Here is a 24,530-nt window from a genome sequence, read left to right as displayed (position 1 = left end):
TCTATTGTTGATGAGGTGCGATTGGTTTATGATTTCTGCTCCATTCACTCCAGGAACCCACATATAATTTAGGCATAGCAAAACCAGCCTGATGTATGGCTAATAAAGTATGGCAAGCCGTTATGCCTGATCCACAATGAATAATGGTGTTTTCTGATTTTGTATCCGAAAGGATTGCAGTGTATTTTTCCTGTAACACTTCTTTTGGTAAAAACAATCCATTTTCATCCAGATTTTGTGTAAAAGGAAAGTTGATGGCACCCGGAATGTGTCCAGCTATGAGGTCAATGGGTTCGCTCTCTCCGTTATAGCGAAAAGCTTCTCTTACATCTATTACAGTATGTGAAGGGAGTTCGGCTACATTCTCAACTTCTTCCATCGAAGCCAAAGGCCATTGCCAAGTTGTACAAGGATATTTTTCCTTTTTTACCACATGAACGGGTTCTGAATTTACCGGGAAACCTATTTTTTCTGCCGCTTGAATGCCACCATTAAGTACTTGTGCTTTTTCATGGCCTACAGCGCGTAGCATCCACCAAAAACGAGCGGCGGCGTTTGCCCCATTTTTATCATCATAAATCACTACCCACGTTTGAGGAGTAATGCCTAGATCTCCCAAAGTTTTTGAAAAATCTTCTAAGCTAGGCAATGGATGTCTGCCACCAACAGCAACATCAGTTTCGATAGTGGCCAATTGTGTATTTGCATCAACAAAAAGGGCACCTTCCAAATGTTTGTTTTCGTAATTGAGTTTGGTGTTTGGTCCATTGCTGGCATCAACTAAAAGGATGTTTTCGGTTTTGTAAATAGTTAGTAACTCGGTTGCGTTTATAATAGTGGATACTGACATGTTTAATTATTATTTGGATTCAAATGATTTTTTTAAACTATAATACAATAGCATTCCCGTAATTTCATTGGTATAGTTTATGGAAGCGCTAAACAAATGACCATTAATGAAAGTATTGTAAATTTCTTGTGTTATTACTAATTGATCATTCTTGATGTTATATAGCCTGATCATGATTTTGTAGAATTGATGGGATCCTAATTGTAAATTGGAGGTGTTTATTTCGGATTTTAACTCTTTGATTTTTGAATAAGTGTTGGTTAATACTTGTACCGAAAAATTTTTATGTTCATCCAAATTAATTTTTTTAGTTCTCTTTAAAGTTTCGTAACTCGATTTAAAATAATTGTATTTATTTCTTTCAAAACCAATTAAATGTGACGGATGAGGATTGATTTTTGTTGCTTCAGGATTGTTATTATTGATAAAAGCATATCCTTTTTTTTCGAGTTCATCTATTCTTGAGGATTCGGTGACTATAAATCCTTGAGGGATAGCAATTTTCCAATCAAACAGATTGCAGATGAATACGTTGTTTTCAATTTTTCCATTGGTAACTTCTTCTATAATGATGTCTTCTGGATCAATATTTATTGCCTTTTCTTGTGAATATAAATAGGTAGTGAAACAAATAAACAATACAAGAAAGAGATTATTCTTCATTTGCGATAGCTTTCAAATTAGTAATAGCATCTCCAGTTAGATCAGCGACATGGCTAGTAATTTTTTCTATATTCCAATCCCACCATTTAAGGGCTAAGAGTGTTTCAATTTCTTCATTCGAGAATCTTTTTTTGATTATTCTCGACGGATTTCCACCCGCCACCGCATACGGAGGAATGTTTTTGGTTACCGTTGTATTTGCTGCTATTATTGCCCCATCTCCAATGCTTATTCCTGGCATAATTGTGACATTATATCCTATCCAAACATCGTTCCCAATTACCGTATTTCCTTTATTGGGATATGATTTGCCATCCATTGCATGCTTCCATTCTTTTCCAAAAATGGCAAAAGGGAAGGAGCTAATGCAATCTGTGAGATGATTGGCCCCGTTCATTATAAAAGTTACATTGGAAGCGATCATGCAAAATTTGCCAATAATCAATTGATCGCCTATAAAATCAAAATGATATTTTACATTTTTCTCAAAATTAGACACATCTTCAAAATCGTCATAATACGTGTAATCACCAACGATAATGTTGGGATTGGTGATTATGTTTTTTAAAAAACATAATCTATTGTAATTTCCGAGTGGAAATTTTAAATTTTTGTTGGGATAATTCATCAATAAACGGTTGAAAACAGAAAAATTTATAATAAAAAACAGTCTATGCAACTTTATCTCAAATATAATTTAAAAATTAATTAGAAATTTTGTTTTTTTTAAATTATAAAGTAACGATTGATTTATTAGCAATTTAGTCACGAATTCACGAATTTTTTTACTCTTGATCGTGACTATTCTAATCCCTTCAAATTAGTGTCAAATGATAAGAAATCAGACGTTTTGAAATGCTTTTCTGGAAGATAAAGTAAAAATATTAGCTAAATTTTAGTTGTTTTGCTAAAGACGGAATAGCTAGATTATGCACTATCTTTTAATCCATCGGGGAAAGGTCTGTAGGCGTAGTAATGTAAAATTTCTTCGAGTGCTATTTGAAGCGCTTGATTAATTGGATACAAATCTTTTCCAAGCCTAGCATCGATAGAGGATAGTTTGGTGTAATAATCGCTAAAAACAGGGAGATAAAGCCCGTTTGAAATCGCTATTTCAGCTTCTGTAAATTGTTGTTTTTGTTCTTCTTTAATTCTTGCGCAGGTAGCCATTCGCATTTGTCCGTATTTGTCACGGTTGGCAGCAAAACCAAATAATCTGCAAATTAAACCTCTATACTTATAATCGGTACATTTTCCTGCTCTGACATCTGTAAAAGAAAGTGCTTTAAACATAAAACAACGAGCATCTGTTGTATTTTGTAGCGCTTTTATAGTGTTTTCGGCTTGTCCTTTTACGAATAAATGAAAAGCCCATGGAAAAAATTCTAAAGGAGAGGCGTCTACTTTTGCATTATTACAACAATTTCCGCACCCAGCAATGCAGTCTAATTTGGTGTGGTTTTTAAAACTAGCAATTTCATTTTCAAGGGCTTCGAATAATTCTTCTACCAACTGTACTTTTTGGATAATTGCCATTTTTTTGGACAAGGTAGTCTAATTACGTTTGGAAAGGAGGTATGTGTGTTACTATTTCATTTATTTTAACTGTTCTTTGAAAAAAGCGATGGTTCGTGTCCATGCCAATGTTGCTGCTTTTTCATCGTATCTTGGTGTAGTATTGTTGTGAAAACCGTGATTTACATCAGGATAGATAAAGACTGTGTAATCAACTTTGTTTTGTTTTAAAATGGTTTCATAGGCGGGCCAACCTTCGTTTACTCGAGTGTCTAAAGCAGCATATTGTATCAAAAGCGGTGCTTTTATTTTAGCGGCATCATCTGAACTTGGTTGTCCTCCATAAAACGGAACAGCAGCGCTTAGTTTTGGAATCCGAACGGCCATCATATTAGCAATCCATCCTCCAAAACAAAATCCTACCACGCCTACATGACCGTTACAATCTTTATGATTTTTTAAAAAGTCGTAGGCAGCAATAAAGTCTTCGAGCATTTCTTCACGGGTACGTTTTTTTTGTAATTCACGACCAGCATCATCATTTCCGGGATAGCCACCAAGCGGGCTCAAGGCATCGGGAGCTAATGTAATAAAGCCTTCTAGGGCTCCTCTTCTTCCAACATCTTCAATGTAGGGATTTAAACCTCTGTTTTCATGAACGACAATTATACCAGGGAGTTTTTTCTTTTTGTCAGTAGGTTTCGAAAGCAATCCTTTGATTGTTCCGCCTCCTTTTGGTGAAGGATAACTAATCATTTCTGATTGTAATCTCGGATCATCTGCAGCAATAGTTTGAGTGTCCTTATAATTTGGTGTCATAAAATTTAAAAGCGTTGGAAGCGTCAAACTGCCTACGGCAAACAACGATAATTTTTCAATAAATTGCCTTCTTTCTATTTTGTTATGAGCATAATCATCATATAAATCAAAAACTTCTTGACTGATGTCAGCTTTGGTAATTTCTTTCATTTGGTCATTTTTTGGTTAGTATACTGTTTTATTTATTAAATAATAAATCTATAACTCCAAGAGCTACAGCAGCTCCAATATTATTGGTTCCATAAGGGTTGAAGGAGTCTATTTTTGTGGCTCTAGCAAAAACAGCATTTTGTGGGATGTATAATGATTTGCTGTATTTGGCCTCTTGATTTTTTAAGTAAAAACTATCGTTCAAGCCACTCGCGGGATTATAAATATTCAATAAATAGGGTTTTGTCTGTGTTTTGAAATTAAAATTAGGATGAGTAAAATGGATGCCATTGTAATTTGAGAAAGCTAATTTTGGTTGAAAATTAGCCGCTGGAATAGTCATTTTGAGGTTTTGAGAATACAGTTGGGAAGTCGCTAGCACAAAAAGAAAAAGTAATGTTTTCATGGGTGGATTTTTTGGTACATAAAAATAACTTTTTTTCGGTTACTTTAAATTTGAATTTAATTTCTTGTGTTAATTCGTTACTTTTATTGCATAAAAAAGGACTAAAGCAGAGTTTTTAGTAAATAATCATTAAATTTTATGGCACTTTTTCAACGATTGAATTCTAAATCAATACCAATTATTAATTCGGGATTTGGTTCGAATGCAACCAGTAACGGGAAACGTTTTTTGAACAAAGATGGTAATGCAAGAGTAAAACGATTAGGACTTTCTTTTTTTGAAAGTAAAAGTTGGTACCATACGCTATTGGATTTGCCTTCTTGGAAGTTTTTGGGTTTATTGTTGTTGTTTTACATCGGGATTAATTTTGTTTTTGCATGTTTGTATTTTGCCATTGGAATAGAACACTTAAACGGGATAGCAACTACTCAAAGCCGATGGGAACAGTTTGGTCAAGCTTATTTTTTTAGTGCTCAAACATTTACAACGGTTGGTTATGGTCATATTAGTCCTGTTGGGTTTTTAACCAGTTCGCTATCTGCTGCCGAAGCTTTAATTGGATTGTTAAGTTTTGCCATTGCAACAGGATTATTTTTCGGTCGATTTAGTAAACCTAAAATTTATTTGAAATTTTCAGATAACGTCATTATTGCACCTTATCAAAATGGAACGGCTTTGATGTTTCGACTAGCACCTTACAAAAACACGAATTATCTCGACACCGAAGTCAACGTAACTTTGGGATTAAGCATAGAGGAGAATGGAGTTTTGACCAATAAATTTTACACTTTAGACTTAGAAATTAGTAAAGTAAATACGCTAATGTTAAGTTGGACCATAGTGCATCCTATTACTGAGAAAAGTCCTTTGTATCAATTTACTGAACAGGATTTTCAAAATGTACAAGGCGAAATTTTAGTTTTTGTCAAAACTTTTGATGATATGTACAGCACGACTGTTGCTACTAGAACGTCTTATGTTTTTTCGGAATTGGTCTTTGGTGCTAAGTTTACTCCAATTTTTGAAAGTAGTGATAAACACCAATACACTTTAATACATTTGGACGCCCTTAGCGATTATAAAAAAATATAAGGTTTAGTCTTTTTTTGCATTGTTTATCAAAAATAATATTTTACATTTGTTTAATGAAAAACTCAAAACGATGAACAATGTTAAAAATGTATTCAGTATAAAGGATCTTGAAAATCTTTCCGGTATCAAAGCGCATACCATTCGTATTTGGGAAAAGCGCTACAATGTTTTGCAACCTATGCGAACGGATACTAACATTCGCTTGTATGATTTACATAGTTTGCAAAAGTTATTGAATATCACTTTGCTTCACGATTATGGATACAAAATATCTAAAATAGCTACTTATTCTGAAGAGAAAATACCTTCTCTCGTTCGAGAAATTGTAACGTCTAAAAATGCAAATAATCATGCGATTAGTGATTTTAAACTAGCCATGATGAATTTTGATCAAGATTTGTTCTTTAAAACTTATGACTGGTTAATTGAAAAAAAGACCTTCAAGGAAGTTTTTATGCAAGTCTTTGTTCCTTTAATGAATGAATTGGGATTGTTGTGGCAAACGGATACTATTACTCCAGCACATGAACATTTTGTGAGTTATTTAATCAAACAAAAACTATTGGTAAACATTGAACAACTACAAAAACAACCCGTAACGAATCACGATAGGGTGTTTGTATTGTCACTACCCATGAATGAAATTCATGAACTAGGCTTGATGTATCTCCATTACGAAATATTATTGAACGGATACAAAACGGTTTATTTGGGTGAAAGTATGCCTATAGATAATTTACCCATGTTAAAGAACAGTTTCGACTCGATCACTTATATCACCTACATGACTGTGCAGCCGGATCGGGAATCTGTAGATAGTTATGTGGCCTCTATGCAACAAGAATTATTAGGTGATGGCACACAGCTATGGTTCATAGGTAGACTAGTGGAATCCATTACTCAGGAACAATTAACCAATGATAGTCGAGTGTTCGAATCTATCTCAGAATTAATTGATGCTATTTAAAAATATAAAAACTAACGCTCCAAATACTAAATGAAAAAGATTACAATTATTGGATCTGGATTTTCTGCTTTATCCGCCTCTTGTTACTTGGCCGAGAGTGGTCATGATGTTACTGTTTTTGAGAAAAATGAAACAATAGGAGGGAGAGCTAGACAATTAAAAGCGCAAGGATTTACTTTTGATATGGGCCCAAGTTGGTATTGGATGCCAGATATTTTCGAACGTTTTTTTGCTGATTTTGGCAAAAAGCCTTCAGATTATTATGAGTTAATCAAGTTGTCACCTGCTTACAGAGTGTACTTTGGTGTAGAAGATTTTATAGCCATAGCCGATAATTTAGATGAAATAGTAAACACTTTTGAATCCATCGAAAAAGGAAGTGGAAAAGTCTTGCGGGAATTCATGGCCGAAGCACAAAGTAATTATGATATCGCCATCAAGGATTTGGTATATAGACCAGGTGTTTCTCCTTTAGAATTAGTAACTACCAAAACCGCTCTAAAAGTAGGGCAATTTTTCAGCAATATCAGCAGAGATGTTCGTAAAAAGTTTACCAATCCAAGATTGATTCAGATACTTGAATTCCCGGTTCTTTTTTTAGGTGCTAAACCTTCGGACACGCCTTCTTTTTATAGTTTCATGAACTTTGCCGATTTTGGTTTAGGAACTTGGCATCCCAAAACAGGAATGTTTGATGTGGTGCGTGCCATGGAAAGTTTAGCCAGAGAGTTAGGCGTGAAGTTTGTAACCAATGCAGCCATCGAAAAGATTGTTGTCGAAAACAAAACAGCCAAAGCCATAGTAATCAACGGTCAAACCATAACTTCCGACTTGGTGTTAAGTGGCGCCGATTATCATCATACGGAAACTTTGTTAGATTCTGAACATAGAGCTTATTCTGAAGCGTATTGGGATAGCCGTGTTTTTGCACCGTCTTCCTTGTTATTTTATGTTGGTTTCGATAAAAAAATAGAAAATATTTCGCATCATGCTTTATTCTTCGATGTTGATTTTTACCAACATGCCAAAGATATTTATGATGCACCACAATGGCCCAAAGAACCCTTGTTTTACGCCAATTTTCCTTCACTAACCGATCCAACTGCAGCTCCTGAAGGCATGGAATCTGCTTTCTTTTTGGTGCCCTTAGCGCCAGGAATCGAAGACACCGAAGCTTTGCGTGAACAATATTTTGATGTGATAATGACTCGTTTTGAGCAACTTACGAAACAAGATGTCCGAAAAAATATTATATTTAAACAATCGTTTTGTAAAAATGATTTTGTTTCAGAGTATAATTCATATAAAGGAAACGCCTATGGAATGGCAAATACCTTGTTGCAAACCTCTTTTTTAAGACCAAAATTGAAAAGTAAAAAAGTGAAGAACTTATTTTTCACAGGACAATTAACCGTTCCGGGGCCAGGAGTGCCACCCGCTTTAATATCAGGAAAACTAGTATCAGAACTAATCAATAACCAATTTTCACTAGCCTAATTATGAAACAATTATTTGACGAGGTATCCTTCAAGTGCAGTAAATTAGTAACTAAAAATTACAGCACTTCCTTTTCGACAGCCGTGTATATGCTTGCGCCAAGCATCCGACGCGATATTTATAATATTTATGGTTTTGTGCGCTTTGCCGATGAAATCGTAGATTCATTTCATGGCTTTGACAAAGAAACTCTTATTAACGAATTTGAAATCGAATACTACAAAGCTTTAGAAACTGGTATAAGTCTGAATCCGATTCTGAATGCGTTTCAAGTGACGGTAAAAGAAAATAATATTTCTGACGATTTAGTGCAAGCCTTCTTAAAAAGTATGAAACTTGACTTAGTAAAGTCAGCGTATCACACCCAAGCTGAATATGCCGAATACATTTATGGTTCAGCAGATGTGGTAGGTTTAATGTGTCTTAAAGTTTTTGTGAAAGGCGACGATGAAAAATATAATCTACTCAAAGACGAAGCCATGCGTCTAGGTTCAGCCTTTCAAAAAGTAAATTTCCTACGCGATTTAAAAGACGATAACTTAGTCTTAAACCGTAACTATTTCCCTGGAGTCGATTTGCGTTCTTTTGATGAAGACTCCAAAAAAGCGATCATTGACGAGATCAGAGAGGATTTTAGAGTCGCTCGTGAAGGTATAAAAAAATTACCGCTCGAGGCCAAATTTGGAGTGTTTACCGCTTATATCTATTATCTAAAATTACTTCGAAAACTCGAAAATACGCCTTGCCACAAAATCGGAACCGAAAGAATTCGAGTATCCAATTATTCAAAAGCCGGATTGCTAGCACAGTCATTTGTGACGTATAAATTACGAATGGTTTAATTTAAATTTTTTTTAAAAATATTTACAATGCTTAATTTTTTAATATTTCTTGGAGTTTTTCTTTTTATGGAGTGCGTCACTTGGTGTACACATAAGTTCGTGATGCACGGTTTTATGTGGTATTTTCACGCCGACCATCATCAGCCAAAATATGCTCATATCTTTGAACGCAACGATATTTTCTTTGTCATTTTTGCCATTCCTAGTATTCTCCTTTTTTATTTTGGTGCAGAAGGTGGTCTTAATTATTTGTTTTTTATCGGATTGGGTATCTTTTTTTATGGATTGTGTTACTTTCTAATCCACGATGTATTGATTCATCAACGCTTCAAGTGGTTCAAAAACACCAACAATAAATATCTAATCGGACTCAGAAAAGCCCACAAAGTACACCACAAACATTTAGGGAAAGAACACGGCGAATGTTTCGGAATGCTATTCGTACCCTTCAAATATTATAAAATGTAGTTTTTGGGCGTGCCCCCCGAAACACGAATATACTACCGACACCATTCTCCAATCGGGGGTCGGGTCATCCATTCCCGCTTTGTTGTAGTGGCTTTTATCGCCACTACAACAAGAGCTCCATTACTACCCCTCACGCAGGGAAAACAACATCATTTATTGCATACATTATGAAAGTATATAAATTAGAAACTGTTCAACACGTAAATGCTACATTGGACGAATGTTGGGCTTTTTTCTCTAGTCCACAAAATCTGCAAAAAATTACGCCTCTGGATATGGGGTTTCAAATCGTAGATTTCGACGGAAGAACCGCCTATCCTGGTCAAGTGATACAATACAAAGTGTCGCCATTGGCAGGAATAAAACTCAGTTGGATGACCATCATTACTGCCGTAAAAGACAAAAGCTATTTTATAGACGAGCAACGTTTTGGTCCCTACACTTTGTGGCACCACAAACATTTTTTTGAAGCCACTGAAAACGGAGTAAAAATGACGGATGTTGTTCATTACGCCCTTCCTTTAGGTTTTTTGGGTCGCATTATGAACACTCTTGTGGTCAAAAGCAAGTTAAAAGAAATATTCTCTTATCGAGAAAAAGCCGTAGATGAACTTTTTAATACCAAATAATGACTGCGCAGCCTATTACTTTTTTTTGGTTCCGTCGGGATTTGCGGTTAGAAGATAATGTAAGCTTGTATCAGGCGTTACAAAGTGGCTATCCAGTACTTCCTCTTTTTATTTTTGATGATGCCATTTTGGAGCATTTGCCTAAAGACGATGCTAGAGTCACTTTTATCTACGAATCACTTTCGAAAATCAACGAAAAATTAGTCGAATTGGGCAGTTCTCTTTTAGTAAAAAAAGGAAAAACACACGAAGTTTGGCAACAATTGTTGTCTGAATTTGATATCAAAGAAGTCTTTTACAATAAAGATTACGAACCCTATGCTATAAAAAGAGACCAAGAGATTACCGAATTGTTAGCTCAAAATGGGATAAAAGTGCAGGCATTCAAAGACCAAGTCATTTTTGAAGAAGCCGAAATCACCAAAGCTGACGGTTTGCCTTACACCGTTTACACGCCTTATAAAAACAAATGGTTAGAAAAATATCGTACACTAGCTCCCGTTGTGGAATATGATACTACTGTTTTTTCTAAGAATTGGTTGGTAAGTACTTTTGCATTTCCTGCTTTGTCTGCTATTGGTTTTGAAACCAGTGCCATCAAAGTCAAACCCCATAATTTGACTAAAATTGTTACCTATCACGAAACGCGAGATTTTCCCGCATTAGATACTACCTCATATTTATCTCCACATTTGCGATTTGGTACCGTTAGTGTTCGTAAATTAGTGAATTGGGCCGCACGAAAAAATGATGTTTTCTTGAGCGAACTCATCTGGAGAGAATTTTTTATGCAAATTCTGTATCATTTCCCCAAAGTAGTGCAGCACAATTTTAAATCGGCTTACGACGGCATAGAATGGCGCAATGACCAAGCTGATTTTCAACGTTGGTGTTCAGGAACTACAGGTTATCCAATGGTCGATGCTGGTATGCGTGAACTCAACGCTACGGGCTATATGCACAATCGAGTGCGTATGGTGGTAGCAAGCTTTTTGTGCAAACATTTGTTATTGCCTTGGCAATGGGGTGAAGCCTATTTCGCTCAAAAGCTCTTAGACTATGATTTGTCTGCCAATGTAGGTAATTGGCAATGGGCTGCCGGTACAGGTTGCGATGCTGCTCCTTATTTTAGAGTGTTTAATCCTGATATTCAATTACAAAAATTTGATTCTAAAGGCCACTACATTCGAAAATGGATACCTGAATTTGACTTAGGCTACGGCGCACCTATGGTCGAACACGCTATGGCAAGAGATCGTGCCATTGCAAGGTATAAAGCGGGAATTTTGAAGTGAATACTTATTTTAAATGATAATTAATTTTACAATTTAGAATAAAAACAAATAAATGATTAGTTTTGCATCATGAAAAAATGGTTTTTTGTGCTATTGCTTGTTTTTTTTGGACTCTTTTGTGTTCCAATGAAAGGCTATGCTTGTACTACAAAGAAATCGACTGATAAAATCAGTACTTCAAAATGCGAGTCTTCAAAAACACAAAAGCAAACGTGTTGCGAAAATCATTCAAATAAGAAGTCTAATCCATGTTCAGGAAAATGTGGAAGCACCAAATGCTTAACTTCTTGCACTTCATTTAATTTATTTCTAAATATTGAGTTTACATTTGAATCAAGCATCTTTGAAAATTTCATTCAAAAAACTACTTTTTATTATGTAGATCCTTTCGTTTCTACAGGTCATGTTTCTATTTGGTTACCCCCAAAAATAATATAATTTTTTTGTTCCTAGCCATAGGTCTGTTTTCTTGAGAATGGAGACTTATGAGAAAAAATTGTATTATATCTAAATAGAAAAAAAATGAAACAAACATCAAAAATGTTGGTAGTAATCGCTGTATTATTATCAACCGTAACTTCACAGGCAAAACAAGTAATTCCTGCAAAAGGAATTAACCAATTTCAAAATACTAATAACGAGTCAGTAGGTATCAAATCAATGGGTGAGACGCAAAAAGTGGATCAGCTCACCCCAGTTTTTGATACTTATTTTACAGTTAAAGACGCTTTAGTTAGTAGTAACGGTAATGATGTGGCGGGAAAAGCAAAGCAAATGCTTTTGGCTATTAAAAGCGTTAAAATGGAAAAATTAGACATGAAAGTTCATATGGTTTGGATGAAGGTTGTGAAAGATTTGACTGAAGATGCTGAACATATTTCAGAGACAAAAGATCCAAAACACCAAAGAGATCATTTTATTACTTTGTCTAAAAATGTTTATCAATTAATGAAAGTATCCAAACAAGCTGAGCCTGTTTACTTCCAACATTGTCCAATGGCAAATGGTGGAAAAGGAGCCAATTGGCTTAGTAAAGAGAGTACTGTCAAAAATCCATATTATGGATCAATGATGCTAACTTGTGGTAAAGTAGTGGAAACTATAAAATAATTTTAAGGCGAAATGTTTTCATTTCGCCTTATTAATTAGATGTACTATGATAGATATAAAAAAAAGGATGAGACTACTAAAAGTCTCTTTACTGTTAATGCTGTTTTCAGTTGTAAGTTTTGCTCAAAATGTGGTTCGATATGATTTGTATGTTCGTGATACTGTAGTCAATTTTACCGGTAACCCCAAGAGAGCTATTGCAGTAAACGGTCAAATTCCAATGCCGACTTTAACTTTTACCGAAGGGGATATTGCAGAAATTTATGTGCATAATGAGCTAAAGGAATCCACCTCTTTGCATTGGCACGGTTTGTTTTTGCCCAACCAAGAAGATGGTGTTCCCAATTTGACTCAAATGCCAATTGCTCCTAATACCACACACAAATATACTTTTCCCATTATACAAAACGGAACCCATTGGTATCACAGCCATTCAGGTTTACAAGAGCAAATAGGAATGTATGGATCAATGGTTTTGAAAAAGCGTTCGACGGATGAGCGGTTTAGAGATGGAATAGATAATCTGCCTACTGTACCCATTATTTTAAGTGAGTGGACCGATATCAATCCTAATAATGTGCATAGAATGTTGCATAATGCGACCGATTGGTTTGCTATAAAAAAAGGGACTACTCAAAGTTATGCTGAAGCAATTAACCAAGGACACTTTGGTACTAAATTGAATAATGAATGGAAGCGCATGAACGCTATGGATGTAAGCGATGTTTTCTATGATGCTTTTTTAATTAATGGTAAAAAGGAAACGCAATTATCGCAATTCAAGGCCGGTGATAAAGTACGCTTACGCATTTCAAATGGAGGCGCTTCTACTTATTTTTGGCTAACTTATGCTGGCGGAAAAATAACAGTTGTGGCTAACGACGGAAATGATGTTGAACCTATCGAGGTGGATCGCTTGCTTATAGCTGTTTCTGAAACCTACGATGTAGTAGTTACTATACCAAATGATGGAGCGTCCTACGAATTTTTGGCAACCGCTGAAGACAGAACGAAATCAACTTCATTGTATTTAGGAAATGGCCCAAAGCAATTAGCCAAACCATTACCTAAATTAAAGTATTTTGAGGGAATGAAAATGATGAATGGTATGATGAAAATGAATGGGGATTTAGATGATATGGGAATGAGCATGAGTTTGAATCAAATGGATATGAATGTAGTAATGTATCCTGAAATTACGGGTGAAGCAAAAAAAGCTACGAGTAAAAAGACTATGAATATGTCTGAAAGTGACTATGATAGTAATGCCCTTTCCGATATTGTAACGCTCAATTATGCTATGTTAAAATCACCTTGGAAAACTAGTTTGCCCAAGGATGCTCCAGTAAAAGAATTGCGTTTTGAACTTACTGGAAATATGAATCGGTACGTATGGAGCTTAAATAATAAAGTAGTTTCTGAAACCGATAAAATATTGATTAAAAAGGGAGAAAACGTTCGGATTACCATTTATAATGGATCCATGATGAGACATCCAATGCATTTGCATGGTCATGATTTTAGGTTACTTAACAATCAAGGTGATTATGCTCCTTTGAAAAATGTGGTTGATATCATGCCAATGGAAACAGATACGTTGGAATTTAATGCTAATGTGGAAGGAGATTGGTTTTTTCATTGTCATATCTTGTACCACATGATGGCAGGAATGGGTAGGGTTTTTACTTATGAAAATCAGGCTGCAAATCCTTTGATTCCCAATCCTAAATTGGCGCAAAAGCAATTGTTTGCCGAAGATCGAATGTTTCATTTTATGTCTGAAAATGACTTTGCCACCAATGGAAACGATGGAGAAGTCATGTTTAGTAATACTCGGTGGAGTATTGGAACCGAATGGAGATTGGGCTATAACGATCATCATGGGTACGAAACAGAAACTCATATTGGGCGGTACTTGGGTAAAATGCAATGGATAATGCCCTTTGTTGGATTTGATTGGAGATACAGAAAAATGAATTTAGGACAACAGGAAAAAAATCTGTTCGGACAATCTAATACAAAAGATAACCGTTCTGTAGTAAGTTTGGGAATAGAATATGTATTACCTATGTTGGTAAAACTACAAACTGAAGTGTATTCGGATGGAAATGTTCGACTACAATTAGAACGAAAGGATATCCCAATTTCGAAACGCTTACGAATGAATGTGATGTGGAATACGGATAAAGAGTATATGGCAGGATTACGCTATATTACCGGAAGGAATTTTGGTATTACTACACACTATGATAGTGATATGGGGCTTGGATTTGGAATTAATTTGAATTATTAAAGAGAATCAAAACTAATGGTAAAAAAACAAATGAAAATCTATATCAAAAATATGGTGTGCCCTCGTTGCATTATGGTGGTACAATCTGAGTTGGAAAAGAGCGGGTTTACGCCACTTTCCGTATCTCTTGGTGAAGTAGTTTTTGAAAAGGAACTTGCTGTAAATGACCAAGAAATTATAGCTAAAACACTTCAAAATGTTGGTTTTGAAATCATCGAAGACCAAAAAAAGCAAGGCGTTGAAAAAGTAAAAAACTTGATTATTGATTTGGTTCAAAATCAAAATTCGACACTCAAAAACACCCTTTCCGACTATTTGAGCACCCAATTGGATTGTGACTATAAATACATTACTACTTTATTTACTGAACTCGAAGGCACTACGATTGAGAAATATTTCATCGCTCAAAAAATCGAAAAAGTCAAAGAATTGTTGGTGTACAACGAATTAACATTGAGTGAAATTGCCTTTCAGTTGCAGTATTCCAGCGTGGCACATTTGAGCAATCAATTCAAAAGCGTAACGGGATTAACTCCGAGTTATTTCAAAAATCTTCGCGCTGACCGCCGCATTCCCTTAGACCAAGTGAAAGCATAATTTTTATAGTTCACCTTCTGAAATTGTTGTAATTCTTTTGGATAATTGTGTAATACTTCTCAATTTGATTCCAAGTAATTTTGTACTGTAATTTAAAACAGTATACTATGAGAACAACTATAAAGAGACAAATTCCTGTTTTACAAATGGGATGTGCGTCTTGCGCCAATAAAATCGCTTCAAAGGTTCAAGTCTTAAATGGGATTGTTTCAGCCGAAGTCAACTATGCTTCGGCGATGCTTTCCCTTGAGTTTTTTCCAAAAATCATTACCCTATCCGAAGTCCAAAAAGCAGTTCAAGATGCAGGCTATGATTTGTTTATTGAAGAAGGAGCCAATGAAAACAAAACCTTGTCTTCGATACAAGAAGAAAATTAAAACAGTATACTATGAGAACAACTATAAAGAGACAAATTCCTGTTTTACAAATGGGATGTGCGTCTTGCGCCAATAAAATCGCTTCAAAGGTTCAAGTCTTAAATGGGATTGTTTCAGCCGAAGTCAACTATGCTTCGGCGATGCTTTCCCTTGAGTTTTTTCCAAAAATCATTACCCTAACCGAAGTCCAAAAAGCAGTGCAAGATGCAGGCTATGATTTGTTTATTGAAGAAGGAGCCAATGAAAACAAAACCTTGTCTTCGATACAAGAAGAAAAAATGACCACTTTAAAAAACAAAACCATTTGGGCTTTGCTATTGGCTTTGCCTATTGTAATTATTGGAATGTTTTTTATGGAAATGCCTTATGCTAACGAAATTATGTGGGTGTTAGCAACTCCTGTTGTTTTCGGATTTGGAAGTAGTTTTTTTGTAAATGCTTGGAAGCAAGCTAAACATCGTTCGGCCAATATGGACACACTCGTGGCGCTGAGTACGGGAGTCGCGTATATATTTAGTGTATTCAATACATTATTTCCGGAGTATTGGCATCAAAAAGGCCTACACGGACACGTCTATTTTGAAGCAGCAGCTGTAGTGATTGCTTTTATTTTATTAGGCAAATGGTTGGAAGAAAACGCCAAATCCAATACGTCCACCGCCATAAAAAAGTTGATGGCGTTGCAACCTAATGAGGTGACTTTGTGGCTAGACAACGAGCAACAAAAAGTAATTCCTATTGCCCAAGTCAAAGTAGGGGATAAATTGCTGGTAAAACCCGGTGAGCGAATTGCGGTCGATGGGGTCGTGATAAGTGGCGATTCCTATGTAGATGAAAGTATGTTAAGCGGCGAACCCATTCCCGTACTCAAAATGGCAAATGAAAAAGTTTGGGCGGGAACACTCAATCAAAAAGGGAGTTTGGTATTCCAAGCGGTCCAAATTGGCTCCGAAACCCTTTTGGCACACATCGTCAAAACAGTCCAAGACGCACAAGGAAGTAAAGCCCCAGTCCAAAAAAAGGTCGATTTTATCTCTAGTATTTTTGTGCCTGTGGTTATGGTGATTGCAGTTTTAGCTTTTGTTTTGTGGTGGATTTTAGGAGGAGATAATGGTTTTACACAAGGGATTTTGGCTTTAGTCACCGTTTTGGTGATTGCTTGTCCTTGCGCCTTGGGATTGGCAACTCCCACCGCCATTATGGTTGGAGTAGGCAAGGGTGCCGAAAATGGGATACTCATCAAAGATGCACTGAGTTTAGAATTGGCACAAAAGATAGACACCATCGTTCTAGATAAAACAGGCACCATAACCGAAGGAAAACCCAAAGTAACTGATGAACTTTGGAGTACTGTCGATTCTCATTTACGTTCTATTTTGTTGAGTATTGAATCGCAATCAGAGCATCCTTTGGCGGAAGCCGTGGTGCAACATTTCCAAGGAGTTCCAACGGTTCCAATTGCGAATTTCGAGAGTATAACAGGGCAAGGCGTTCGAGCCAAAGTAGGAGGTGAGGAGTATTTTATCGGGAATCCCTCTTTTTTAAAAGCCAACCAAATCAAAATAAACGATGACTTCCTTCAAAAAAGTACCGCTTGGGAAGCCGAAGCCAAAACCGTAATTGGCTTTGCTAATGCAACTAGTGTTTTAGCGCTCTTGGCCATTTCGGATGCGGTAAAACCCACTTCGGTGGCTGCGATTCGTGAGTTGGAACACATGGGCATTGCTGTCTATATGCTAACCGGCGATGCTGAAAAAGCAGCCCAAGCGATGGCCGCCCAAACGGGAATTACTCATTACAAAGGCGGGGTGTTGCCTCAACAAAAAGCCGATTTTATCAAAGAATTGCAAGCTCAAGGCAAAAAAGTAGCGATGGTGGGTGATGGAATTAACGACAGCACCGCATTGGCCCAAGCCGATGTCAGTATTGCTATGGGAAAAGGAAGCGCCATTGCGATGGAAGTCGCCAATATGACGCTAATGACCTCCGATTTGCATAAGATTCCGCAAGCGATACGCATGTCTAAAGCTACTGTTGCTACGATTCACCAAAACTTATTTTGGGCTTTTATTTACAATGTAATTGGGATTCCTATCGCGGCAGGTATTTTATTTCCGTTTAATGGATTTTTACTTAACCCAATGCTTGCAGGTGCAGCTATGGCGCTTAGCAGCGTGAGTGTGGTAAGTAATAGTTTGCTATTGAAATTGAAAAAGTTGTAGGGAAGTAAGCTTTAAAAAAAACAAATTCCAAATTCCAAGTGGCCGCAGGAGCCTTGGAATTTGGAATTAAAATCTTGGGATTTATCTCGAAACTTCGGGATGGGGATTTGTCAAATTAAAAATTAATCTTTTTTATGTTGTTGTTCGGTATGATTTTGATTTCCATTAAGCATTGTGTCTCCCTCGTTTAGTCCGTTTGACATTCCGACCATAAATGCTGTAATAATTAGAATAATTTTTCTTTTTATCCAAAGAAGAGGTCGTTTAGATTTCTCTAAACGTGTTTTGTTATTATGTTTATACATTTAGTAAATGATAAAAGATTATACATTTTTTATATTCTTATGCGCTGATTGGCATAAATGCTTAAAAATTAATTTATGCTATGTATAAACTTTTGTATGCGTTTTTTGAAGTAATCAATTCATTTATAAAGATGTTTTGGGACATCATAGCACTTACTTCTTGATAAAGTAGTGTTTGAATTTTTAAAAGAACCTTGACTTGAAGATTAATAAAATCTTTGATGTCTAGACATAAAAATAGAATTGGAAAGGAGGTAATCTTAGATGAATTTACTTGCTTGAAGAAGTATAATCCGGAATCTTTCGTGTTTAATTCTGTTTTGCGAATTACATTCGAGAATTGATAATAAGCTGCTGAATTTGTTTGAGAATGTAAAGTACAATCATTAACAACTAGTCCAAAAACTAGAATGAGAGAAAGAAGATATTTTATGTTTTTGTTCAATCTAATTAATTCTAATTGCTTGTTTGAGTTTGGTGTTTTTTAGCGGATTTTTTTTTCTAAACGAAACTACAAATAAAATGGATAATTTTACTAAATCTTCATAACTCTTTCACTATTTGTGTTTTTGCTTTTTTAAATTGAACAGCTTGCTCAGAATTTACTTTATATCCAACAGCAATACTACCGTGTGTTCGGTGCTGGTATTATTGTTCGAGTTTCTTTATACATTGCTCTCTAATTTCCCAGATCTTTTCAAAGTCCATTCTAACTTCGTTTTCAATAACCCAATTTTGCATGTATTTTTTGTGATAATCTACTTTAAACGTATTCACTTGTTCAGGCTCAATTTCAATTTCTTCAATGATGTCACAAATTAAATTTTCAATGTCAGAGTTGCAATTTGTTATGTCAATACGTTGGTTATTCAATTTTAAATAACAATGTGCTTCTGGAATATATTCTAAACCACTTTCTAAAAGGGTCTCTCCAATTTTTGGTGTGTTCAAATTGTTCATTCGATACATTCCTAAAATTAGTTTTACATTGTCAAAATTATTTAGCTCAGCAACTTTTTTTAAAAATGAATGTTTAGAACTACACGTGCCTTTTTTTTCTTTTATAACAAGTGAAAAATCTTCACGATTTTGATTTCTTCCATAGGGTAACTTTTGTATAAATTCAATTAATTCGCTCCAATTTTCAATTCCATTGTCTTTGACAAATGTCGTTAAATTATCAGTAGAATTGAAGTTTAGATGTCTTACCGAAAAAATTACTTTAAAATTGTCAGGGTCCGAAATCATAATTCCGTTTTCTACCCAATATGGATTTTTAGGAATTTCAAGATTTATATTTTTTTGGTGTAGTGTTTTTTTTATTTTCTTAAATTCAATTTCGGAGTTTACATAAAATACAAGAATATCGTCTTCGTCAAACTTACTTTCTGGTTTTTCTATGGAAGTCGTGAATTCTAAATGCCAATTAGCATTCTTGTGTCCCAAAAAAAGTCCATCATAATTGTTGTGATTTTCAAAGCCACCTAATTTTTCAAGCCCAACGATTTCTGTGTAAAATTTTTGAATCTGTTTTATGTCAGTTGTATGTCTTGCGTATCTAAATGTCATATTTTAGGTTTCGTTTTATACTTGCGATTGTAGTGCTTAGTATTGTATTTTTTGTTGTCAGTGACAGTTATCCGAAATTTTCGGATAACTAAATCTTTTTCTAATTCGTTGTCTATAAATACTTTTGAAGATGGTCGCTAATGTTTCTTATTATTTACATTATAAAGTGTTCCCATCATTTTTTGTGTCAGCCAAATAGTTTCATCTGCAATAAATGTCAAAGATTCTGCTGAAGAAGAACGTAGTATTAATTCTCTATTAGTGTTGATTTTTCAATTGTCTTTCGCCATACTTTTTATTTTCAGATAATTAAATCCTTTTCTTTAATCCTAACCAAATATATTCTTTTTTTTACAAAAGATTTGCGTAAATGATTTTGTGATGTTTCTTCATAGCTGAGCTAAATTCCAGAATAAATAAATTCCAAATCCTAAGGTTTTGCACAAGCCTTGGAATTTGGAATTTAAATTTTGGAATTTGAAATTTCTTTCAAGAATTAAATCTATTTTTTAATCAATTTATTAATCATGCCTTCAAAAATAAAGCCATGAAAGGGGAGAACGGAGTACCAATACAATTTGCCCCAAAAACCATGCGGTTTGAAAGTAGCGGCTTGGTATAGTGTATTGTGTATTATTTTGAATTCTAGCCAAGCTTCTCCTGGGAGTTTCATTTCGGCATACAAAACGAGCTTGCCTTCTTTTTTGTTGGCATACAAAACCCGCCAAAAATCCAAAACGTCACCTGAATGAATGTCGTGTTTGTTAGTACGTCCTCTACGAAGCCCCACACCTCCAACTAATTTGTCAAGAAAACCGCGTATTTCCCACAGCCAGTCGCCATAGTACCAACCAGTTTCACCACCAATAGACCAAATGCGTTCCGTGGTATAGGAGCGGTTGAGGATTTCTTTTTTGCGACGATCGATGAAGCAATTCTTTTTAGGTACTTTGAGGTAATCGGCAACACTCCCAGTGAATTGACCGCTAATCATAGCGTCTTTCCAACTTGACACAATGTCGTCTTTGTCTATTTTGACAAGCGCTCTTGCAACCGCTTCGTTGTAGGTCATAGGCACAACTCCTAGTAATGCGTTAATTCGGTTGTCTTTGCAAACTACTTCTACTTTCATACTACTTACCAAAGCAGCAGCGAGTTTGTAAGTTGTTGAAGTAACAAAATACAACCAATAGGACGATAATTTTGGCGTCATTATTGGAATGGTATAAATGTATCGTTTTAGACCCGCAGCCTCTCCATACCCCAAAAGCATTTCTTTGTAAGTGAGTATGTCCGGACCACCTATGTCAAAATTTTGATCAAAAGTTTTAGGTTGATTTAGGCTTTTAATCAAAAAATCGAGAACATCAGTAATGGCTATAGGCTGGCATTTGGTATTGAGCCATTTTGGAGTAATCATGATCGGAAGCTTGTTGACCAAGTCACGGATGATTTCAAAAGAAGCACTTCCAGAACCTACAATGATGCCCGCTCTTAAAGTGGTTATGGCAAAAAGACCTGTTTTCAGGACATCCTCTACGGCTTTGCGAGAAGCCAAATGCTTAGACAAAATAGTGTCATTGACAATGCCACTCAAGTAAATGACTTGTTTGACTTGGGTAAGGTTCATTCGGTCTACAAAATTCATAGCCGAGGCATACTCCAGCTCATCATAGTTCTTAGCCGAACCTGACATGGAATGAATCAAATAATAAGCGGCATCAATTTCGTTGGGAATAGCACTTAAACTTTCTTGATTCAAAAAATCGACTTCTATAACTTGTACTTTATCAATTAAATTTTCGGGTAAATAAAAACGATTTTTATCTCTTACACAGCAAATCACATGATGTCCTTGAGCCACTAGCAAAGGCAATAGTCGCTTTCCAATATATCCTGTGGCTCCTGTTAATAGAATATTCATGCTGAGGTTTTTATTTTCTTTTAAATATAGTTAAAATATTGATTTACAGGTAAGTAAAATCGATATTTTTATGTTTTTTATCTATAAAAACTGTTTTGTGATGCTTTTTTGTCTTTGTGAAGTTTAGTTTTAGATTTTAAAACTGACCATACCATAATCCATGGCAAAAACTTGTCCCGAAATGGATTTGGCTTCTTCCGAAATTAGAAAATTTGCCATCTGTGCTACTTCATCTGGTTTTAGATACCCTTTCATCGGATGGCGTTCAATCATGTTTTCTTTCATTCTGTCATTTCTTAAAATACCCGCTGCTAATGAAGTTTCGGTAATTGTGGGCGCAATGGCGTTTACGCGTACAACTGAAGCCAGTTCCGCTCCTAATGATTTTACTAATCCTTCTACTCCAGCTTTGGCAGTTGCAATACTTGCGTGAAAAGGCATTCCTAATTTTGCAGCAACAGTGCTAAACAATAGAATAGAGGGTTGTTTGCCTTTTCGTAAGGCTGGCAAATATTTTTGTATGGCTTTTACAGCCCCAATAACATTGATTTCAAAATCGTTTTTAAAATCCGATATGCTGAGGTTTCCGATTGGTTTTAAATTAATAGAACCCGGACAATAAATCAAAGTATCCACATTTTCGATCTCTGGAAGTTCATCTTGTAAAATATCAACGGCATAATGCGTCAGATTAGGATGTGACAAATCTGGCGCTGTTCTACTGATGTTGATTACTTGATTCGATTGCAATTGTTGCATTAGTATCGCGCTACCAATTCCTTTGCTACCGCCAATAATTACGATGTTTTTCATATATGTAAAAGTTATTTGTTAGTGGTCATATATGGTATCGCCTTTATTTATCGGTGTTTGTTTGCAACAAACCTATTGTTAATGGCGATTTCATAATGTGTTGAGTTTGGTTTATCGTTTTGATATTTTGTTATGCGTGATTTGTCGCTGTAAAGTACATTTGAATCTTCCTTCGGTAAAATTTCGAAGTTTCTCGTGTTTGGTTTTTCGACCTTGTACTCTTGCGCGCCAAAGTCTGAAACTCGAAGGCTTCATTTCGGCACGCATCAAGTCGATGACTTCTTGTTCTTTTAATCCAAATTGCAATTGAATGGCTTCAAAAGTGGTTCGGTCTTCCCAAGCCATTTCTATAATTCGGTCGATTTCTAATTCGGTAAGGGCTGTTTTGTTGGGCATAGCTAAAGCTTTTTATGATTTTTTTTGGTTATATCTGAACCCCTTTTATCAAAAAAAATATTTAAAACATATAAGTCAAATTAGTTTTAGTTTAATTACTAAAGTGAAATTAATAGTTCAAATAAGCAATTGAAACTACTGGTATCTTATTTTTACTTTTAACTAATTGGATGAATTGGCTTTTTTAAAAAACTTAATTGGCTTATATGTTTGGTATTAAATGTTTATTTTATGAATAGTATTTTTAATCGCTATCGCCAATATCGGCTAGGGTATGTAATTTTAAAATCCGATTACTTTCTTCTTTAACCAATGGATTTTTCTTCATTTTCCATAAATAATCCGAAGCAAATTTTCTAGTTCTGTCTATATTAACAATCGGTTTTGGATAGTCTTTTCCTAGTTCGAAGTTGTTGAATTTTTGGTCCAAAAAAGTCATTTTACTAGGTTGATGAACGAAAGGCAATGGCAAATTTCGTAACTCGGGTACCCATTGTTTGATAAATTCTCCTTGTGGGTCGTGTTCCAAACTATTCTTTATTGGATTGTAAATGCGCAATAAGTTGACACCCGTTTCACCAGCTTGCATTTGCAATTGCGGGTAGTGAATGCCTGGCTCAAAATCCAAAAACATTTGCGATAAATGTTGTGTAGCTTCTTGCCAAGGTTGCCAAAGGTTATGGGTAAAAAACGACACCAAAAGTGCTCGCATTCTAAAGTTGAGGTAGCCCGTTTCGTTCAAACATCTCATTGCTGCATCAACGAGAGGTACACCAGTTTGTCCTTTTTTCCAAGCTTCGACATAAGTGGAATTGATTTTCTTTTTTAAATCGTGATAGCCTTTATTGATGCTTTCAAACTCCATAATTTCTTCCATTTCAAATTTTTGAATAAAATGAGCTTGCCAAGTGAGTCGTGATACAAAAGAATCAATTTGCTTTTTATTGGTACAAATCAATCGAAAAGTAGCGGCTCGCTGCAATACTTCTCGGGTAGATAAATTTCCCCAAGCAATATAAGGTGAGATTCTGCTGCAACTTTTTCTCGCCAGTAAAGGTTTCGAAATATGATTGCTGTAATTGAAATAACGGTTTTTGAAGAAGGAGTCTAAATATTTCTGTCCCATTTCTGTCCCACCTTTTTGAAAAATAGCATCGGGAATGGTTACTAAAATTGTCTTTTCTAACAAGCGTTCTAGCTGCTCAATTTGGGGCAATTCTAAAAAGCTATTGTCATTTGGCAAGAATGCAAATTGCGGTTCATTCATATATTTTTCCCATTGCACCACCCAATTGCTTCGGTTTTTTAGCCCTCTAAAGATGCCATTGTTGCTATTTTCGACCCAATTAATTTGGTTGTTTTTGCAAAATCTTTTGAAAGCTTTGTCTCTATCGTAAGTAATTCTTATTCCGGTTTCTTGATGCGAGTAAACATTTTTGATGGTGTATAGTTCGAGTATGCTATTAATGGTGCTAATGACTTCGCCATTTACAGCTAGTACTTTAGTTTGATACGGTTGCAGTTCTGCGTTGAGGGCTACGATAGATTGCTTGATAAAATTCCAATGCCTTGCGCTGTAGTGCGTATCGTTTTGCAATGATTTTTCAAAAACATACAGTAAAAGTGTAGGCTGACCAGATTGGATTGCATTATGGATAGCCTCGTTGTCCTGCAAACGAAGGTCTCTTTTGAACCAAACGATATTGATATGTTTTTTATTTGAATTCATCT

General features: G+C 35.5%; 23 protein-coding genes. 12 read left to right on the top strand and 11 right to left on the bottom strand.

Translation table 11 applies throughout. From position 1 onward, the window contains the following. Position 1: 1 nt before the first annotated feature. The 6 genes from BXU11_RS10535 to BXU11_RS10510 all read right to left on the bottom strand — a co-directional run bounded on the left by BXU11_RS10535 (position 2) and on the right by BXU11_RS10510 (position 4,403). The gene (locus tag BXU11_RS10535; protein ID WP_078212498.1) at positions 2–850 is read right to left on the bottom strand and encodes a sulfurtransferase; all 849 of its coding nucleotides are present in this window, start codon (positions 848–850) and stop codon (positions 2–4) included. 9 nt (positions 851–859) lie between these two features. Then, complete coding sequence (locus BXU11_RS10530; RefSeq protein ID WP_024981246.1) at positions 860–1,513, bottom strand: hypothetical protein; 654 nt, start codon at positions 1,511–1,513, stop codon at positions 860–862. Continuing rightward, the gene (locus tag BXU11_RS10525; RefSeq protein ID WP_078212497.1) at positions 1,503–2,141 is read right to left on the bottom strand and encodes a CatB-related O-acetyltransferase; all 639 of its coding nucleotides are present in this window, start codon (positions 2,139–2,141) and stop codon (positions 1,503–1,505) included. Before BXU11_RS10525 ends, BXU11_RS10530 begins: the two co-directional genes overlap by 11 nt. Before the next feature lie 299 nt (positions 2,142–2,440). Further along, positions 2,441–3,049 (bottom strand): YkgJ family cysteine cluster protein, encoded by a 609-nt coding sequence (locus tag BXU11_RS10520; protein ID WP_078212496.1) that lies wholly within the window; start codon positions 3,047–3,049, stop codon positions 2,441–2,443. Positions 3,050–3,109: 60 nt separating this feature from the next. Further along, the gene (locus BXU11_RS10515; protein ID WP_078212495.1) at positions 3,110–3,997 is read right to left on the bottom strand and encodes a dienelactone hydrolase family protein; all 888 of its coding nucleotides are present in this window, start codon (positions 3,995–3,997) and stop codon (positions 3,110–3,112) included. Positions 3,998–4,025: 28 nt separating this feature from the next. Then, positions 4,026–4,403, bottom strand: coding sequence for a hypothetical protein (locus BXU11_RS10510; protein ID WP_024981250.1), 378 nt, complete (start codon positions 4,401–4,403; stop codon positions 4,026–4,028). Between the two features lie 138 nt (positions 4,404–4,541). Between BXU11_RS10510 and BXU11_RS10505 the strand changes: the two genes are divergently transcribed. The 12 genes from BXU11_RS10505 (at position 4,542) to BXU11_RS10445 (ending at position 17,792) form a co-directional block, all read left to right on the top strand. Continuing rightward, positions 4,542–5,495, top strand: coding sequence for an ion channel (locus BXU11_RS10505; protein ID WP_078212494.1), 954 nt, complete (start codon positions 4,542–4,544; stop codon positions 5,493–5,495). 70 nt (positions 5,496–5,565) lie between these two features. Then, positions 5,566–6,462, top strand: coding sequence for a MerR family transcriptional regulator (locus BXU11_RS10500; protein WP_078212540.1), 897 nt, complete (start codon positions 5,566–5,568; stop codon positions 6,460–6,462). A 30-nt stretch (positions 6,463–6,492) separates the two neighbouring features. Next, positions 6,493–7,959 carry an NAD(P)/FAD-dependent oxidoreductase gene (locus BXU11_RS10495; protein ID WP_078212493.1) on the top strand — a complete coding sequence of 489 codons (1,467 nt, stop codon included), beginning with the start codon at positions 6,493–6,495 and terminating at the stop codon, positions 7,957–7,959. Positions 7,960–7,961: 2 nt separating this feature from the next. Next, complete coding sequence (locus tag BXU11_RS10490; RefSeq protein ID WP_024981254.1) at positions 7,962–8,801, top strand: phytoene/squalene synthase family protein; 840 nt, start codon at positions 7,962–7,964, stop codon at positions 8,799–8,801. Between the two features lie 27 nt (positions 8,802–8,828). Then, complete coding sequence (locus BXU11_RS10485) at positions 8,829–9,269, top strand: sterol desaturase family protein (RefSeq protein ID WP_078212492.1); 441 nt, start codon at positions 8,829–8,831, stop codon at positions 9,267–9,269. Positions 9,270–9,436: 167 nt separating this feature from the next. After that, positions 9,437–9,898 (top strand): SRPBCC family protein, encoded by a 462-nt coding sequence (locus BXU11_RS10480; RefSeq protein WP_024981256.1) that lies wholly within the window; start codon positions 9,437–9,439, stop codon positions 9,896–9,898. Further along, positions 9,898–11,193 (top strand): deoxyribodipyrimidine photo-lyase, encoded by a 1,296-nt coding sequence (locus tag BXU11_RS10475; RefSeq protein ID WP_078212491.1) that lies wholly within the window; start codon positions 9,898–9,900, stop codon positions 11,191–11,193. The genes BXU11_RS10480 and BXU11_RS10475 overlap by 1 nt, the downstream gene beginning before the upstream one ends. A 522-nt stretch (positions 11,194–11,715) precedes the next feature. Continuing rightward, positions 11,716–12,303 (top strand): DUF3347 domain-containing protein, encoded by a 588-nt coding sequence (locus BXU11_RS10465; RefSeq protein ID WP_078212489.1) that lies wholly within the window; start codon positions 11,716–11,718, stop codon positions 12,301–12,303. Positions 12,304–12,370: 67 nt separating this feature from the next. Then, entirely contained in the window at positions 12,371–14,596 is a 2,226-nt protein-coding gene (locus tag BXU11_RS10460) for a multicopper oxidase family protein (protein ID WP_223253717.1), read from the top strand. Positions 14,597–14,611: 15 nt separating this feature from the next. Then, complete coding sequence (locus BXU11_RS10455; RefSeq protein ID WP_223253716.1) at positions 14,612–15,193, top strand: AraC family transcriptional regulator; 582 nt, start codon at positions 14,612–14,614, stop codon at positions 15,191–15,193. Positions 15,194–15,300: 107 nt separating this feature from the next. Continuing rightward, complete coding sequence (locus BXU11_RS10450) at positions 15,301–15,570, top strand: cation transporter (RefSeq protein WP_078212488.1); 270 nt, start codon at positions 15,301–15,303, stop codon at positions 15,568–15,570. Positions 15,571–15,581: 11 nt separating this feature from the next. Continuing rightward, positions 15,582–17,792, top strand: a complete 2,211-nt coding sequence (locus tag BXU11_RS10445; RefSeq protein ID WP_078212487.1) for a heavy metal translocating P-type ATPase — start codon at positions 15,582–15,584, stop codon at positions 17,790–17,792. Positions 17,793–18,745: 953 nt separating this feature from the next. Here the strand turns inward: BXU11_RS10445 and BXU11_RS18080 are convergent. From BXU11_RS18080 to BXU11_RS10410, 5 genes are all read right to left on the bottom strand, one after another. Further along, positions 18,746–19,666 (bottom strand): VOC family protein, encoded by a 921-nt coding sequence (locus BXU11_RS18080; RefSeq protein WP_223253715.1) that lies wholly within the window; start codon positions 19,664–19,666, stop codon positions 18,746–18,748. 502 nt (positions 19,667–20,168) lie between these two features. Further along, the gene (locus tag BXU11_RS10425; RefSeq protein ID WP_078212486.1) at positions 20,169–21,590 is read right to left on the bottom strand and encodes an SDR family oxidoreductase; all 1,422 of its coding nucleotides are present in this window, start codon (positions 21,588–21,590) and stop codon (positions 20,169–20,171) included. A gap of 129 nt (positions 21,591–21,719) precedes the next feature. Next, positions 21,720–22,403: an SDR family NAD(P)-dependent oxidoreductase gene (locus BXU11_RS10420; protein WP_078212485.1), complete on the bottom strand. Its 684-nt coding sequence runs from the start codon at positions 22,401–22,403 to the stop codon at positions 21,720–21,722. A 111-nt stretch (positions 22,404–22,514) separates the two neighbouring features. Beyond that, entirely contained in the window at positions 22,515–22,799 is a 285-nt protein-coding gene (locus BXU11_RS10415) for a TIGR03643 family protein (RefSeq protein ID WP_078212484.1), read from the bottom strand. A 244-nt stretch (positions 22,800–23,043) separates the two neighbouring features. Beyond that, positions 23,044–24,528 (bottom strand): cryptochrome/deoxyribodipyrimidine photo-lyase family protein, encoded by a 1,485-nt coding sequence (locus BXU11_RS10410; protein WP_078212483.1) that lies wholly within the window; start codon positions 24,526–24,528, stop codon positions 23,044–23,046. Positions 24,529–24,530: the final 2 nt, after the last annotated feature.

It is taken from the genome of Flavobacterium sp. LM5 (genome assembly GCF_002017945.1).
In the GTDB taxonomy this organism is placed as follows: Bacteria; Bacteroidota; Bacteroidia; order Flavobacteriales; family Flavobacteriaceae; genus Flavobacterium; species Flavobacterium succinicans.
This window is presented reverse-complemented; position numbering and strand designations above follow the sequence as displayed.

What these genes read in the sequence shown, in the direction of transcription:
- BXU11_RS10535 (WP_078212498.1), bottom strand. Translation starts at nt 850, where the DNA reads ATGTCAGTATCCACTATTATAAACGCAACCGAGTTACTAACTATTTAC.
- BXU11_RS10530 (WP_024981246.1), bottom strand. Translation starts at nt 1,513, where the DNA reads ATGAAGAATAATCTCTTTCTTGTATTGTTTATTTGTTTCACTACCTAT.
- BXU11_RS10525 (WP_078212497.1), bottom strand. Translation starts at nt 2,141, where the DNA reads ATGAATTATCCCAACAAAAATTTAAAATTTCCACTCGGAAATTACAAT.
- BXU11_RS10520 (WP_078212496.1), bottom strand. Translation starts at nt 3,049, where the DNA reads ATGGCAATTATCCAAAAAGTACAGTTGGTAGAAGAATTATTCGAAGCC.
- BXU11_RS10515 (WP_078212495.1), bottom strand. Translation starts at nt 3,997, where the DNA reads ATGAAAGAAATTACCAAAGCTGACATCAGTCAAGAAGTTTTTGATTTA.
- BXU11_RS10510 (WP_024981250.1), bottom strand. Translation starts at nt 4,403, where the DNA reads ATGAAAACATTACTTTTTCTTTTTGTGCTAGCGACTTCCCAACTGTAT.
- BXU11_RS10505 (WP_078212494.1), top strand. Translation starts at nt 4,542, where the DNA reads ATGGCACTTTTTCAACGATTGAATTCTAAATCAATACCAATTATTAAT.
- BXU11_RS10500 (WP_078212540.1), top strand. Translation starts at nt 5,566, where the DNA reads ATGAACAATGTTAAAAATGTATTCAGTATAAAGGATCTTGAAAATCTT.
- BXU11_RS10495 (WP_078212493.1), top strand. Translation starts at nt 6,493, where the DNA reads ATGAAAAAGATTACAATTATTGGATCTGGATTTTCTGCTTTATCCGCC.
- BXU11_RS10490 (WP_024981254.1), top strand. Translation starts at nt 7,962, where the DNA reads ATGAAACAATTATTTGACGAGGTATCCTTCAAGTGCAGTAAATTAGTA.
- BXU11_RS10485 (WP_078212492.1), top strand. Translation starts at nt 8,829, where the DNA reads ATGCTTAATTTTTTAATATTTCTTGGAGTTTTTCTTTTTATGGAGTGC.
- BXU11_RS10480 (WP_024981256.1), top strand. Translation starts at nt 9,437, where the DNA reads ATGAAAGTATATAAATTAGAAACTGTTCAACACGTAAATGCTACATTG.
- BXU11_RS10475 (WP_078212491.1), top strand. Translation starts at nt 9,898, where the DNA reads ATGACTGCGCAGCCTATTACTTTTTTTTGGTTCCGTCGGGATTTGCGG.
- BXU11_RS10465 (WP_078212489.1), top strand. Translation starts at nt 11,716, where the DNA reads ATGAAACAAACATCAAAAATGTTGGTAGTAATCGCTGTATTATTATCA.
- BXU11_RS10460 (WP_223253717.1), top strand. Translation starts at nt 12,371, where the DNA reads ATGAGACTACTAAAAGTCTCTTTACTGTTAATGCTGTTTTCAGTTGTA.
- BXU11_RS10455 (WP_223253716.1), top strand. Translation starts at nt 14,612, where the DNA reads ATGGTAAAAAAACAAATGAAAATCTATATCAAAAATATGGTGTGCCCT.
- BXU11_RS10450 (WP_078212488.1), top strand. Translation starts at nt 15,301, where the DNA reads ATGAGAACAACTATAAAGAGACAAATTCCTGTTTTACAAATGGGATGT.
- BXU11_RS10445 (WP_078212487.1), top strand. Translation starts at nt 15,582, where the DNA reads ATGAGAACAACTATAAAGAGACAAATTCCTGTTTTACAAATGGGATGT.
- BXU11_RS18080 (WP_223253715.1), bottom strand. Translation starts at nt 19,666, where the DNA reads ATGACATTTAGATACGCAAGACATACAACTGACATAAAACAGATTCAA.
- BXU11_RS10425 (WP_078212486.1), bottom strand. Translation starts at nt 21,590, where the DNA reads ATGAATATTCTATTAACAGGAGCCACAGGATATATTGGAAAGCGACTA.
- BXU11_RS10420 (WP_078212485.1), bottom strand. Translation starts at nt 22,403, where the DNA reads ATGAAAAACATCGTAATTATTGGCGGTAGCAAAGGAATTGGTAGCGCG.
- BXU11_RS10415 (WP_078212484.1), bottom strand. Translation starts at nt 22,799, where the DNA reads ATGCCCAACAAAACAGCCCTTACCGAATTAGAAATCGACCGAATTATA.
- BXU11_RS10410 (WP_078212483.1), bottom strand. Translation starts at nt 24,528, where the DNA reads ATGAATTCAAATAAAAAACATATCAATATCGTTTGGTTCAAAAGAGAC.